This window comes from Streptomyces sp. NPDC018964 (assembly GCF_044390325.1).
GTDB lineage: Bacteria > Actinomycetota > Actinomycetes > Streptomycetales > Streptomycetaceae > Streptomyces.
This window is the reverse complement of sequence record NZ_JBIRYZ010000002.1, coordinates 264,047-277,607: the sequence shown is the minus strand read 5'-3', so window position 1 is coordinate 277,607 and position 13,561 is coordinate 264,047. Positions and strand designations below refer to the sequence as shown.

The 13,561-nt window shown below is 70.7% G+C and carries 11 protein-coding genes; 10 read left to right on the top strand and 1 reads right to left on the bottom strand.

The window, feature by feature from the left end; all coding sequences use genetic code 11:
- Window positions 1–14: 14 nt before the first annotated feature.
- Window positions 15–614, bottom strand: a complete 600-nt coding sequence (locus ACH5AO_RS04045) for a TetR/AcrR family transcriptional regulator (RefSeq protein WP_398921519.1) — start codon at window positions 612–614, stop codon at window positions 15–17.
- A gap of 88 nt (window positions 615–702) precedes the next feature.
- Here ACH5AO_RS04045 and ACH5AO_RS04040 point away from each other — a divergent pair, with 88 nt between their 5' ends.
- From ACH5AO_RS04040 to ACH5AO_RS03995, 10 genes are all read left to right on the top strand, one after another.
- Window positions 703–2,319, top strand: coding sequence for a carboxyl transferase domain-containing protein (locus tag ACH5AO_RS04040; protein WP_398921517.1), 1,617 nt, complete (start codon window positions 703–705; stop codon window positions 2,317–2,319).
- Between the two features lie 26 nt (window positions 2,320–2,345).
- Window positions 2,346–4,355, top strand: a complete 2,010-nt coding sequence (locus ACH5AO_RS04035) for an acetyl/propionyl/methylcrotonyl-CoA carboxylase subunit alpha (protein ID WP_398921994.1) — start codon at window positions 2,346–2,348, stop codon at window positions 4,353–4,355.
- On the top strand, window positions 4,352–5,299 hold the full coding sequence (locus ACH5AO_RS04030; RefSeq protein WP_398921516.1) for a hydroxymethylglutaryl-CoA lyase: 948 nt from the start codon (window positions 4,352–4,354) through the stop codon (window positions 5,297–5,299). The genes ACH5AO_RS04035 and ACH5AO_RS04030 overlap by 4 nt, the downstream gene beginning before the upstream one ends.
- Before the next feature lie 5 nt (window positions 5,300–5,304).
- Complete coding sequence (locus tag ACH5AO_RS04025; RefSeq protein ID WP_398921514.1) at window positions 5,305–6,465, top strand: acyl-CoA dehydrogenase family protein; 1,161 nt, start codon at window positions 5,305–5,307, stop codon at window positions 6,463–6,465.
- Window positions 6,466–6,594: 129 nt separating this feature from the next.
- Window positions 6,595–7,185: a Uma2 family endonuclease gene (locus ACH5AO_RS04020; RefSeq protein WP_398921511.1), complete on the top strand. Its 591-nt coding sequence runs from the start codon at window positions 6,595–6,597 to the stop codon at window positions 7,183–7,185.
- Between the two features lie 103 nt (window positions 7,186–7,288).
- Window positions 7,289–8,338, top strand: coding sequence for an ABC transporter substrate-binding protein (locus ACH5AO_RS04015; protein WP_398921508.1), 1,050 nt, complete (start codon window positions 7,289–7,291; stop codon window positions 8,336–8,338).
- Window positions 8,339–8,521: 183 nt separating this feature from the next.
- Window positions 8,522–9,964: a lysine decarboxylase DesA gene (gene desA / locus ACH5AO_RS04010; RefSeq protein ID WP_398921505.1), complete on the top strand. Its 1,443-nt coding sequence runs from the start codon at window positions 8,522–8,524 to the stop codon at window positions 9,962–9,964.
- A complete protein-coding gene (locus ACH5AO_RS04005) occupies window positions 9,948–11,240 on the top strand; it encodes a lysine N(6)-hydroxylase/L-ornithine N(5)-oxygenase family protein (RefSeq protein WP_398921503.1) in 1,293 nt (430 codons plus the stop codon). The genes desA and ACH5AO_RS04005 overlap by 17 nt, the downstream gene beginning before the upstream one ends.
- Window positions 11,237–11,776 (top strand): GNAT family N-acetyltransferase, encoded by a 540-nt coding sequence (locus ACH5AO_RS04000; RefSeq protein ID WP_398921501.1) that lies wholly within the window; start codon window positions 11,237–11,239, stop codon window positions 11,774–11,776. Before ACH5AO_RS04005 ends, ACH5AO_RS04000 begins: the two co-directional genes overlap by 4 nt.
- Entirely contained in the window at window positions 11,773–13,545 is a 1,773-nt protein-coding gene (locus ACH5AO_RS03995; protein ID WP_398921499.1) for an IucA/IucC family protein, read from the top strand. Before ACH5AO_RS04000 ends, ACH5AO_RS03995 begins: the two co-directional genes overlap by 4 nt.
- The last annotated feature ends 16 nt before the right edge of the window (window positions 13,546–13,561 follow it).

Below are 13,561 nucleotides of genomic sequence, written 5' to 3'. Positions count from 1 at the left end.
TCACTCCGCCGGGGTCAGGGCGAGCCCGCCGCCGCGAACGCGCCCCGGGCCATCCGGTGCAGCAGTTCGGCGGTGCCGGCGCGGCCGGGCAGGGAGCCGGGGCGGGTCAGGTGGGGGGTGGAGTTGAGCAGGCCGAACACCGAGTGGACGGCCGAGCGGGCGGCCGGTTCGGCCAGCTCCGGGTAGAGCTCGCGCACCACCCCGACCCACAGCTCGACGTACTGCCGCTGCAACTGGCGCACCAGCTTGCGGTCGCTGTCCCGGAGGCGGTCCAGCTCACGGTCGTGCAGGGTGATGAGGGGGCGGTCGTCGAGCGCGAAGTCGATGTGCCCTTCGATCAGCGAGTCGAGGACCGCCTCGGGGGCCGCCGTCCCGTCGGCCTCCGCCAGGCGCCGCTTCGCGCCGGTCAGCAGCGAGCCGCTGATCCCCACCAGCAGCTCCGCGAGCATCGCGTCCTTGCCCGCGAAGTGCCGGTAGAGACCGGGTCCGCTGATGCCGACCGCGGCGCCTATCTCGTCGACCCCGACGCCGTGGAAGCCGCGTTCGGCGAAGAGCCGCGCGGCCTCCTTGAGGATCTGCTCGCGGCGGGTGGGGGCGTCGGTTCTGGTGGCCATGAAGACGATTCTAGACAGCACGGTTAGCGGTCGTTAACCTGAAGGAAATGCGTTAACGCTCATTAACAAGGTGAGGGGGCTCGCGAGGATGCACGAGGCACCGGAGCTTCACAGCGCGGCCGATCCCGCGTCGGAGGCCTTTCGGGCCAACGAGGAGGCGCACCGCGCCCTCGTCGAGGAGCTGCGCGGCAAGCTGGCCGCGGCGGCGCTCGGCGGTGGCGAGCGGGCGCGGGCGCGGCACACCGCGCGCGGCAAGCTGCTCCCGCGCGAGCGCGTGGACACCCTCCTCGACCCCGGCTCGCCCTTCCTGGAGCTGGCCCCGTTGGCGGCCGACGGGATGTACGAGGGGCAGGCCCCGGCGGCCGGCGTGATCGCCGGGATCGGGCGGGTGGCCGGCCGGGAGTGCGTGGTCGTGGCCAACGACGCCACCGTCAAGGGCGGCACGTACTACCCGATGACGGTGAAGAAGCACCTGCGCGCGCAGGAGGTGGCGCTCGACAACCGGCTGCCCTGCGTCTACCTGGTGGACTCGGGGGGTGCCTTCCTGCCGATGCAGGACGAGGTGTTCCCGGACCGGGACCACTTCGGGCGGATCTTCTACAACCAGGCCCGGATGTCCGGCGCCGGCATCCCGCAGATCGCGGCGGTGCTCGGCTCGTGCACGGCGGGCGGGGCGTACGTCCCGGCGATGAGCGACGAGGCGGTGATCGTCCGCGGTCAGGGCACGATCTTCCTCGGCGGTCCGCCGCTGGTGAAGGCGGCCACCGGTGAGGTGGTCACGGCGGAGGAGCTGGGCGGCGGCGAGGTCCACTCACGGGTGTCGGGCGTGACCGACCACCTCGCGGAGGACGACGCGCACGCGCTGCGGATCGTGCGGAACATCGTCTCCACGCTCCCCCCACGGGGAGCCCTGCCCTGGGGGGTGGAGCAGGCCGTCGAGCCCAAGGTGGACCCGGCGGGACTGTACGGCGCGGTGCCGGTCGACTCCCGCACGCCCTACGACGTGCGCGAGATCATCGCGCGGGTCGTGGACGGCTCCCGTTTCGCCGAGTTCAAGTCGGAGTTCGGGCAGACCCTGGTCACCGGCTTCGCCCGGATCCACGGCCACCCGGTGGGGATCGTCGCCAACAACGGCATCCTGTTCTCCGAGTCCGCGCAGAAGGGCGCCCACTTCATCGAGTTGTGCGACCAGCGCGGCATCCCGCTGGTGTTCCTGCAGAACATCTCGGGCTTCATGGTCGGCCGGGACTACGAGGCGGGCGGCATCGCCAAGCACGGCGCCAAGATGGTCACGGCGGTCGCCTGCACGCGCGTGCCGAAGCTGACGGTGGTGGTCGGCGGGTCGTACGGGGCGGGCAACTACTCGATGTGCGGGCGGGCGTACTCCCCCCGCTTCCTGTGGATGTGGCCCAACGCCAAGATCTCGGTGATGGGCGGCGAGCAGGCCGCCTCCGTCCTCGCGACCGTGAAGCGGGACCAGCTGGAGGGGCGCGGCGAGGAGTGGCCGGCGGCGGACGAGGACGCCTTCAAGGCCCCGATCCGTGCGCAGTACGAGCGTCAGGGGAACGCCTACTACGCGACGGCCCGCCTGTGGGACGACGGCGTGATCGACCCGATGGAGACCCGGCAGGTGCTGGGCCTGGCCCTGACCGCGTGCGCCAACGCGCCACTGAGCGACCCTCAGTTCGGCGTCTTCCGGATGTGAGGGGACCCCTGACGATGACAGATCAGATGTTCGAGACGGTGCTGGTGGCCAACCGGGGCGAGATCGCGGTGCGCGTCATCCGCACGCTGCGGTCGATGGGCGTGCGCTCGGTGGCGGTGTACTCCGACGCGGACGCCGACGCCCGGCACGTGCGGGAGGCCGACACGGCGGTACGGATCGGTCCGGCGCCGGCCTCGGAGAGCTACCTGTCGGTGGAGCGGCTGCTGTGGGCCGCCGCCCGCACCGGCGCGCAGGCGGTCCACCCCGGATACGGCTTCCTCGCCGAGAACGCCGCCTTCGCGCGGGCGTGCGAGGAGGCGGGGCTGGTGTTCATCGGGCCCCCGGCGGACGCGATCGCCCTGATGGGCGACAAGATCCGCGCGAAGGAGACGGTGAAGGCGGCCGGGGTGCCGGTGGTGCCCGGCTCCAGCGGCGGCGGGCTCACGGACGGGCAGCTCGCCGAGGCCGCCCGGGAGATCGGCATGCCGGTGCTGCTGAAGCCGTCGGCGGGCGGCGGCGGCAAGGGCATGCGGCTGGTGCGGGACGCGGAGAAGCTGGCCGACGAGATCGCCGCCGCGCGACGCGAGGCCCGCGCCTCCTTCGGCGACGACACGCTGCTCGTCGAGCGGTGGATCGACCGGCCCCGGCACATCGAGATCCAGGTGCTGGCCGACGGCCACGGGGGCGTCGTCCACCTGGGTGAACGCGAGTGCTCCCTGCAGCGCCGCCACCAGAAGATCATCGAGGAGGCGCCCAGCGTGCTCCTCGACGAGGAGACCCGGGCCGCGATGGGCGAGGCGGCGGTCCAGGCGGCCCGCTCCTGCGGCTACCGGGGCGCGGGCACGGTGGAGTTCATCGTCCCGGGCGACGACCCGTCGTCGTACTGCTTCATGGAGATGAACACCCGCCTCCAGGTGGAGCACCCGGTCACCGAGCTGATCACAGGGCTGGACCTGGTGGAGTGGCAGCTGCGGGTGGCGGCGGGCGAGCCGCTGCCGTTCGGTCAGGACGACGTCCGGCTCACCGGGCACGCGGTCGAGGCCCGTCTCTGCGCGGAGGACCCGGCGCGCGGCTTCCTCCCCTCCGGCGGCACGGTGCTGAGGCTCCGCGAACCGCGGGGCGACGGCGTGCGCACCGACTCCGGGCTGAGCGAGGGCACGGAGGTGGGCAGCCTCTACGACCCGATGCTGTCCAAGGTAATCGCGTACGGCCCCGACCGGGCGACCGCGCTGCGCAGGCTCCGGGCGGCGCTGGCGGAGACGGTGACGCTGGGCGTGCAGACCAACGCCGGGTTCCTGCGGCGGCTGCTCGCACATCCGGCGGTGGTCAGCGGCGACATGGACACCGGGCTGGTGGAGCGCGAGGTGGACGGGCTCGTACCGGACGGGGTGCCGGCGGAGACGTACGCGGCGGCGGCGCTGCTGCGCCAGGCCGCCCTCCGGCGGCCCGCCGGCGGATCCGGCTGGGCCGACCCGTTCGCCGCCGCCGACGGCTGGCGCATGGGCGGCGAGCGGGCGTGGACGGCGCACCACCTACGGGTGGCGGGCCACGACCCGGTGACCGTGCGCGTGCGCGGCACGGCGGACGGTGGGACGGAACTGCTGCTGCCGGGCGCCGGCACCCCGGTGCGGGGGTCCGCGGGCCCGCTGGACGGGCACCGGTTCACCTGCGCGCTCGACGGCGTCACCCACACCTTCGCCGCCCTGCCGGACGGCACCTGGCTCGGCCGGGACGGCGACGCCTGGCACGTGCGCGACCACGACCCGGTCGCCGCCTCCCTCACCCGGGCGGGTCAGGCGGGCGCCGACTCGCTGACCGCGCCGATGCCGGGCACGGTGACGGTGGTGAAGGTCGCCGTCGGCGACGAGGTGGCGGCGGGCCAGAGCCTGCTGGTGGTGGAGGCGATGAAGATGGAGCACGTCATCTCCGCCCCGCACGCCGGCACGGTCACCGAACTGGACGTGGCCCCGGGCACGACGGTCGCGATGGACCAGGTGCTGGCGGTCATCGCACCGGTGGAGGAGGAGACGGCATGAACGCCCCGGAACTGGATCTGCCGATGGTCGTACCGGCCGAGGGGCTGCCCGCGCGGGTGCGCATCCACGAGGTGGGCGCGCGCGACGGACTGCAGAACGAGAAGGCGACCGTGCCGACGGCCGTCAAGGCGGAGTTCGTCCGCCGCCTGGCCGGCACCGGTCTGAGCACCATCGAGGCGACGAGCTTCGTGCACCCGAAGTGGGTGCCCCAGCTCGCGGACGCCGAGGACCTGTACCCGGCGGTGTCCGACCTGCCGGTGTCGCTGCCGGTCCTGGTGCCGAACGAGCGCGGCCTGGACCGCGCGCTGGCGCTGGGCGCCCGGCGGGTCGCGGTGTTCGCCAGCGCCACGGAGTCCTTCGCCAGGGCCAATCTCAACCGCACGGTGGACGAGGCGCTGGCGATGTTCGAGCCGGTGGTGCGGCGGGCGAAGGCGGAGGACGTCCACGTCCGCGGCTATCTGTCGATGTGCTTCGGCGACCCGTGGGAGGGTGCGGTCCCGGTCCCCCAGGTGGTGCGGGTGTGCCGGGCCCTGCTCGACATGGGCTGCGACGAGCTGAGCCTGGGCGACACCATCGGGGTGGCGACCCCGGGCCATGTAACGGCCCTGCTCACCGCGCTCGGCGAGGCGGACGTCCCGGTGTCCGCGCTGGCCGTGCACTTCCACGACACCTACGGCCAGGCCCTGGCCAACACGCTGGCCGCGCTCCAGTACGGCGTCACCACGGTCGACGCCTCCGCCGGCGGACTGGGCGGCTGCCCGTACGCGAAGTCCGCCACCGGCAATCTCGCCACCGAGGACCTCGTGTGGATGCTGCGGGGCCTCGGCATCGACACCGGGGTCGATCTCGACCGTCTGGTCGCCACGAGCGTCTGGATGGCCGCACACCTGGGCCGACCCAGCCCGTCCCGCACCGTACGAGCCCTCTCCCACCAGGAGCAGTGAACGACATGGACCACAAGCTCTCCCCCGAACTGGAAGAACTCCGCCGCACGGTGGAGGAGTTCGCGCACGACGTGGTGGCGCCGAAGATCGGCGACTTCTACGAGCGGCACGAGTTCCCGTACGAGATCGTGCGGGAGATGGGCCGGATGGGCCTGTTCGGGCTGCCGTTCCCGGAGGAGTACGGCGGCATGGGCGGCGACTACTTCGCGCTCGGCGTGGCCCTGGAGGAGCTGGCGCGGGTGGACTCCTCGGTGGCGATCACCCTGGAGGCGGGCGTCTCGCTCGGCGCGATGCCGGTGCACCTCTTCGGCACCGAGGAGCAGAAGCGCACGTGGCTGCCCCGGCTGTGCTCGGGCGAGATCCTGGGCGCGTTCGGCCTGACGGAGCCGGACGGCGGCAGTGACGCGGGCGCGACCCGTACGACGGCCCGGCTGGACGAGTCGACGAACGAGTGGGTGATCAACGGCACCAAGTGCTTCATCACCAACTCGGGCACGGACATCACGGGCCTGGTCACGGTCACGGCGGTGACGGGCCGCAAGCCCGACGGGGGGCCGCTGATCTCGGCGATCATCGTCCCGTCGGGCACGCCGGGCTTCACGGTGGCGGCCCCGTACTCGAAGGTCGGCTGGAACGCCTCGGACACGCGGGAGCTGTCCTTCCAGGACGTGCGCGTCCCGGCGGCGAACCTGCTGGGTGAAGAGGGCCGCGGGTACGCGCAGTTCCTGCGCATCCTGGACGAGGGCCGCATCGCCATCGCGGCGCTGGGCACGGGGCTCGCGCAGGGCTGTGTGGACGAGTCGGTGAAGTACGCCAGGGAGCGGCACGCCTTCGGCAGGCCGATCGGCGCCAACCAGGCGATCCAGTTCAAGATCGCGGACATGGAGATGAAGGCCCACACGGCCCGCCTCGCCTGGCGCGACGCGGCCAGCCGGCTGGTGGCCGGGGAGCCGTTCAAGAAGGAGGCGGCGCTGGCGAAGCTGTACTCGTCCACGGTCGCCGTGGACAACGCCCGCGACGCCACGCAGATCCACGGCGGGTACGGCTTCATGAACGAGTACCCGGTGGCCCGCATGTGGCGCGACTCCAAGATCCTGGAGATCGGCGAGGGCACGAGCGAGGTCCAGCGCATGCTGATCGCACGGGAGTTGGGGCTGGCGGGCTGATCCCCGGGTTCCGGCCCGCGTCCAGTGGGTACGCGGGCCGGCCGCCCCGTCGACGAGGGGGCCGACACCAGCTTGATCACTTGACGTACGCGGGCGGACACTGTACGAAGTCGTCAGTACCCTGGAGCCATGGACTACGCGAAGATGCGCGCGATCGCCGAGCAGCTCGGGGCCCATGCCGAACAGCTCGAAGGTTCCTGGAGCGTGGAGATCGGACCGTCAGGTCCGATACTGGCCATGACGTGCCCCTCGAAGCGTCACGAGGGCACCGTCCGGCGCATCCGCAACCAGCTCGATGAGCAGCTTCCCGCGACCCACCCGGGCTACATCTGCGAGAGCGGCCCGGAGATCGAGCACCCCGCGATCGGCCGCATGCGCCGCCCGGACGCCGTCGTCATCCCCGAGTCCGTCCTCGACGAGGAAGGCCTCGCCGTCGACGCCACGCAGGTCCTGGCGGTGGTCGAGATCGTTTCCCCGTCCAACCCGAACAACGACTACATCGAGAAGCTCTGCGAATACCCCGCGATGGGCATCCCCCACTACATGATCGTCGATCCACGCACCGGCACGATCGAGGTGCACTCGGTCCCGTGCGGGAACCGCTACAGCGCCAAGGACCCGTACATCTTCGGGGACATGGTCCCGTTCGGCCCCTGGACGGTGGACACTTCCGCGTTCCGCCGCTACGGCAAGGACCGGGACACCGCCTCTCCTGTGTGAGGGGATGCATACGGAGCCCCCTCTGGACAGATCATGAGGTTAGGCTAACCTAAGCCTGTTTCCGGCCGAGGCCGGCTCCGTACGCACGAAAGCAGACCCGCCCATGTCGAACGCCAGTACCGCCCGCCTCTCCCGCCGGGGACTGCTCGCCGCCGGTGGCGTCCTCGGACTCGGCGCCGTGCTCACCGCCTGCGGGGACGACGACGCGAAAAGCGGCGGCTCGGACGCGACGGGGTCCGGCGCCTCCAAGTCCGGCCCGTGGTCCTTCAAGGACGACCGCGGTACCACCGTGAAGCTCGACAAGGTGCCGACGAACATCGTCGCGTTCACCGGTGTCGCCGCCGCGCTGTTCGACTACGGCATCGAGGTGAAGGGCGTCTTCGGGCCGACCAGGACGACGGACGGCAAGGCCGACGTCCAGGCCGGCGACATGGACGTCAGCAAGCTGACGATCTTCGGCAACAAGTTCGACAGCTTCAACGTCGAGCAGTACGCGGCCTTCCAGCCCGAGGTGCTCATCACCACGACCTTCGACGCGGCCGGGTCGCTCTGGTACGTCCCGGTGGCGTCCAAGGACAAGATCGCCAAGCTCGCCCCGAGCGTCGCGATCTCCGTCTACGACCTCCAGATGCCCAAGCCGCTGCAGCGCATGGCCGAGCTGGCCGAGTCGCTGGGCGCCGACATGAAGGCGACGAAGGTCGTCGAGGCGAAGAAGAGGTTCGAGGCCGCCGCCGAGCGGCTGCGCAAGGCCGCGAAGGCCCGCCCGGAGATCAGGGTGCTGGCTGGTTCCGCCGCGCAGGACGTCTTCTACGTCTCCGGCTCCAACTACTCCATCGACCTGGAGTACTTCAAGGCCCTCGGCGTGAACCTGGTGGAGCCCCCGGAGGAGGCGAAGAAGGACACCGGCGGCTGGTTCGAGACACTGAGCTGGGAGAACGTCGACAAGTACCCGGCCGACGTCATCATCATGGACGACCGCGCCTCGACCATCCAGCCCGCCGACATCACCGAGGCGACCTGGAAGAAGCTCCCCGCGGTCAAGGCCGGCCAGGTCATCGCCCGCTCCCCCGAGCCGATCCTGTCCTACGACAAGTGCACGCCGCTCCTCGACAACCTCGCCGAGGCCATCGAGAAGGCCAAGAAGGTCGGCTGACCACCTGACCGCCCGAACGAGGGCGGCCGAAAACGGATGTGATGTCCGATCACTCCCGAGTCGGGAGTGATCACGGTCACGACGGGGTCCGGTGTCGCGGCGTGTTACTTAGGTTAGGCTAACCTAAGTAACACGCCGCCGGCTTTCCCCTGCCCCGGACCGTCCCCACCGGAGGACCCCCACATGCGCTCGCACCTGCTCAACGGCACCACCGCGGAGCACTACCGCCGCTCCGTGACCGAAGGGGTCGAGCGGGTGGCGGCCAGACTCGCCACCACCGAACGGCCGTTCACCGGCGTCACCGTCGACGCGCTCTCCCCCCGCGTCGACCGCATCGACCTCGACCGGCCGCTGCACGACACCACCGCCGCGCTGGATGAACTGGAGGACGTCTACCTCCGGGACGCCGTCTACTTCCACCACCCCCGCTACCTCGCCCACCTCAACTGCCCGGTCGTCATCCCGGCCGTGCTCGGCGAGGCCGTGCTCTCCGCCGTCAACTCCTCCCTGGACACCTGGGACCAGTCGGCCGGCGGCACCCTCATCGAGCGGAAGCTCATCGACTGGACGACCGGCCGCATCGGCCTCGGCCCGGCCGCCGACGGCGTGTTCACCTCCGGCGGCACCCAGTCCAACCTCCAGGCCCTGCTGCTGGCCCGCGAGGAGGCCAAGACCGACGACCTGGCGAAACTGCGCGTCTTCGCCTCCGAGGTCAGCCACTTCAGCGTGCAGAAGTCCGCGAAACTGCTCGGCCTCGGCCCCGACGCCGTCGTGTCCGTCCCCGTCGACCACGACAAGCGCATGCGGACCGTCGCCCTCGCCCGCGAGCTGGAACGCTGCGCCGAGGCGGGCCTGGTCCCCATGGCCGTCGTCGCCACCGCCGGCACCACCGACTTCGGCTCCATCGACCCGCTGCCGGAGATCGCCGGACTGTGCGAGCGGTACGGCGTGTGGATGCACGTCGACGCCGCCTACGGCTGCGGACTGCTCGCCTCCCTGAAGCACCGGGACCGCATCGACGGCATCGAGCACGCCGACTCCGTCACCGTCGACTACCACAAGTCCTTCTTCCAGCCGGTCAGTTCGTCGGCCGTGCTGGTGCGCGACGCGGCCACGCTGCGGCACGCCACCTACCACGCCGAGTACCTCAACCCGCGCCGCATGGTGCAGGAACGTATCCCCAACCAGGTGGACAAGTCCCTGCAGACCACCCGCCGCTTCGACGCGCTCAAGCTGTGGATGACGCTGCGCGTGATGGGCGCCGACGGCATCGGGCAGCTCTTCGACGAGGTGTGCGACCTGGCCGCCGAGGGCTGGAGAATGCTGGCCGCCGACCCCCGCTTCGACGTCGTGGTCGAGCCGAGCCTGTCCACCCTGGTCTTCCGCTACGTCCCGGACGCCGTCACCGACCCCGCCGGGATCGACCGCGCCAACCTCTACGCCCGCAAGGCCCTGTTCGCCTCCGGTGACGCGGTGGTCGCGGGCACCAAGGTGGGCGGGCGCCACTACCTGAAGTTCACCCTGCTCAACCCCGAGACCACCACCTCCGACATCGCCGCCGTCCTCGATCTGATCGCCGGCCACGCCGAGCAGTACCTGGGAGAGTCCCTTGACCGCGCTTCCTGAAGCCCCCGACACCGTCCACGACTTCGTGGGCATCGGCCTGGGCCCCTTCAACCTCGGCCTCGCCTGCCTCACCGAGCCCATCGACGAGCTGAACGGCGTCTTCCTGGAGTCCAAGCCGGACTTCGAGTGGCACGCCGGCATGTTCCTCGACGGCGCCCACCTGCAGACCCCGTTCATGTCGGACCTGGTCACCCTGGCCGACCCGACGTCCCCGTACTCCTTCCTCAACTACCTGAAGGAGAAGGGGCGGCTGTACTCGTTCTACATACGAGAGAACTTCTACCCGCTGCGCGTCGAGTACGACGACTACTGCCGCTGGGCCGCGGGGAAGCTGAGCAGCATCCGCTTCGGCACCACGGTCACCGAGGTGACGTACGACGAGGGCGACGGCCTGTACGCGGTGGCGACGGCGGACGGCGGGACGTACCGCGCCCGGCACCTGGTGCTCGGCACCGGCACCGTGCCGTTCGTCCCGGAGCCCTGCCGCGGACTGGACGGCGGCCTCTTCCACACCGCGCAGTACACGCACCGCAAGGCGGAACTGCTGAACAAGGAGTCGATCACGGTCGTCGGCAGCGGGCAGAGCGCCGCCGAGATCTACTACGAGCTGCTCTCCGAAATGGACGTCCACGGCTACCGGCTCAACTGGGTCACCCGCTCCCCGCGGTTCTTCCCGCTGGAGTACACCAAGCTGACCCTGGAGATGACCTCCCCGGACTACATCGACTACTTCCGCGCGCTGCCCGAGGAGACCCGCTACCGGCTGGAGAAGCAGCAGAAGGGCCTCTTCAAGGGCATCAACTCGGAGCTGATCGACGCGATCTTCGACCTGCTGTACCAGAAGAACGTCGAGAGCGGCGGCCGCGGCGTCCCCACCCGGCTGCTCACCAACTCCTCACTCACCACCGCCCGGTACGAGGACGGCGGCTACACGCTCGGCTTCCACCAGGACGAGCAGGACAAGGACTTCGAGATCCGCACCGAGGGCCTGGTCCTGGCCACCGGCTACCACTACGAGCCGCCGGCCTTCCTCGACCCCGTCCGCGACCGGCTCCGCTTCGACGGGCACGGCCGCTTCGACGTGAGCCGCGACTACGCCATCGACGTCACCGGCCGCGGCATCTTCCTGCAGAACGCCGGCGTCCACACCCACAGCGTCACCAGCCCCGACCTGGGCATGGGCCCGTACCGGAACGCGACCATCATCCGCGAGCTGCTCGGCACCGAGTACTACCCCGTCGAGAAGACCATCGCGTTCCAGGAGTTCTCCGTATGAGCATCGGTACGTTCACCGTCCGCCCCCTGGACCCGCTGCGGGACGCCGAGCTGGTGCACCGCTGGGTCACCCACCCCAAGGCGGCGTTCTGGATGATGCAGGACGCGAAACTCCAGGACGTCGAGCGCGAGTACCTGCGCATCGCCGCCCACGAGCACCACCACGCCCACCTGGGCCTGCACGACGGCGAACCGGCCTTCCTGATGGAGACGTACGACCCCCGGTACGTCGAACTGACCGGCCTGTACGACCCCGAGCCCGGCGACGTCGGCATGCACTTCCTGGTCGCCCCCACCGACCGGCCGGTGCACGGCTTCACCCGGGCCGTCATCACCGCCGTGATGGAGGAGCTGTTCGCCGACCCGGCCACCCGGCGGGTGGTGGTCGAGCCGGACGTGAGCAACAAGGCCGTGCACGCGCTCAACGAGGCCGTGGGCTTCGTGCCCGAGCGTGAGATCGACAAGCCGGAGAAGCGCGCGCTGCTGAGCTTCTGCACGCGCGCGCAGTTCGAGGCCGCCCGAGGAGCAACCGTATGACCCTGTCCGACGCCGTGGCGCACCTGTCCCCCCACCGCTGGGCGCGGGCCAACCGCCTGCTGATCCGCAAGGCGCTCGCCGAGTTCGCGCACGAGCGGCTCGTCACGCCGGAGGCCACCGACGACGGCGGGTACGTCGTCCGCAGTGACGACGGCCTGACCCGGTACGCCTTCACGGCGACGCTCCGCGCCCTGGACCACTGGGTGATCGACGCCGACTCGATCACCCGCCACCGGGACGACACCGAACTCGAGCTCGCGGCCCTGGACTTCTTCATCGAGCTGCGGAAGTCGCTGGGCCTGAGCGACGAGATCCTGCCGGTGTACCTGGAGGAGATCTCCTCCACCCTCTCCGGCACCTGCTACAAGCTCACCAAGCCGCAGGTACCGGTCGCCGAGCTGGTCGACGCCGGCTTCCAGGCCGTCGAGACCGGGATGACCGAGGGCCACCCCTGCTTCGTCGCCAACAACGGGCGGCTCGGCTTCGGCGTCCACGAGTATCTGGCGTACGCGCCGGAGACGGCGAACCCGGTGAGGCTGGTGTGGCTGGCCGCGCACCGCTCGCGGGCCGCGTTCACGGCCGGGGCGGGGATCGAGTACAAGTCGTTCATCCGGCAGGAGCTGGGCGAGGAGACCGTCGAGGGCTTCCACGCCGTCCTGCGCGGGCGGGGCCTCGACCCCGACGACTACCTCCTCGTCCCCGTCCACCCCTGGCAGTGGTGGAACAAGCTCTCCGTCACCTTCGCCGCCGAGGTGGCGCGCGGGCACCTGGTCTGCCTGGGCGAGGGCGACGACGAGTACCTGGCCCAGCAGTCCATCCGCACCTTCTTCAACACCTCGCACCCCGAGAAGCACTACGTGAAGACGGCCCTGTCCGTCCTCAACATGGGCTTCATGCGCGGACTGTCCGCCGCCTACATGGAGGCGACCCCGGCGATCAACGACTGGCTGGCCCGGCTCATCGACGGCGACCCGGTGCTGAAGGCGACGGGGCTGTCGATCATCCGGGAGCGGGCCGCCGTGGGCTACCGGCACCTGGAGTACGAGCAGGCCACGGACCGCTACTCGCCGTACCGGAAGATGCTGGCCGCGCTGTGGCGGGAGAGCCCGGTGCCGTCCCTGGAGGACGGCGAGTCGCTCGCCACCATGGCCTCCCTGGTCCACGTCGACCACGAGGGGAGGTCCTTCGCGGGCGCGCTGATCGAGCGCTCGGGGCTCGCCCCCGCCGAGTGGCTGCGGCACTACCTGCGGGCGTACTACGTCCCGCTGCTGCACAGCTTCTACGCCTACGACCTGGTGTACATGCCGCACGGCGAGAACGTGATCCTCGTCCTGGAGGACGGGGTGGTGAAGCGGGCGATCTACAAGGACATCGCCGAGGAGATCGCGGTGATGGACCCGGACGCGGTACTGCCGCCGGAGGTCTCCCGCATCCGGGTGGAGGTCCCGGAGGACACGAAACTCCTGTCGGTCTTCACGGACGTCTTCGACTGCTTCTTCCGCTTCCTCGCGGCGAACCTCGCCGAGGAGGGCATCGTGGCGGAGGGCGTCTTCTGGGGCACGGTCGCGGAGATCACCCGCGAGTACCAGGCGTCGGTCCCCGAACTCGCCGACAAGTTCACCCGGTACGACATGTTCGCCCCCGAGTTCGCCCTGTCCTGTCTCAACCGCCTCCAGTTGCGCGACAACCGGCAGATGGTCGACCTGGCGGACCCGTCCGGCGCGCTCCAGTTGGTGGGCACGCTGAGGAACCCGATCGCGGGGTTCTGACCCGAAGACGGACGGG

What these genes read in the sequence shown, in the direction of transcription:
- ACH5AO_RS04000 (WP_398921501.1), top strand. Translation starts at nt 11,237, where the DNA reads ATGAGCATCGGTACGTTCACCGTCCGCCCCCTGGACCCGCTGCGGGAC.
- ACH5AO_RS04035 (WP_398921994.1), top strand. Translation starts at nt 2,346, where the DNA reads ATGTTCGAGACGGTGCTGGTGGCCAACCGGGGCGAGATCGCGGTGCGC.
- ACH5AO_RS04020 (WP_398921511.1), top strand. Translation starts at nt 6,595, where the DNA reads ATGGACTACGCGAAGATGCGCGCGATCGCCGAGCAGCTCGGGGCCCAT.
- ACH5AO_RS03995 (WP_398921499.1), top strand. Translation starts at nt 11,773, where the DNA reads ATGACCCTGTCCGACGCCGTGGCGCACCTGTCCCCCCACCGCTGGGCG.
- ACH5AO_RS04040 (WP_398921517.1), top strand. Translation starts at nt 703, where the DNA reads ATGCACGAGGCACCGGAGCTTCACAGCGCGGCCGATCCCGCGTCGGAG.
- ACH5AO_RS04045 (WP_398921519.1), bottom strand. Translation starts at nt 614, where the DNA reads ATGGCCACCAGAACCGACGCCCCCACCCGCCGCGAGCAGATCCTCAAG.
- ACH5AO_RS04025 (WP_398921514.1), top strand. Translation starts at nt 5,305, where the DNA reads ATGGACCACAAGCTCTCCCCCGAACTGGAAGAACTCCGCCGCACGGTG.
- desA (WP_398921505.1), top strand. Translation starts at nt 8,522, where the DNA reads ATGCGCTCGCACCTGCTCAACGGCACCACCGCGGAGCACTACCGCCGC.
- ACH5AO_RS04030 (WP_398921516.1), top strand. Translation starts at nt 4,352, where the DNA reads ATGAACGCCCCGGAACTGGATCTGCCGATGGTCGTACCGGCCGAGGGG.
- ACH5AO_RS04015 (WP_398921508.1), top strand. Translation starts at nt 7,289, where the DNA reads ATGTCGAACGCCAGTACCGCCCGCCTCTCCCGCCGGGGACTGCTCGCC.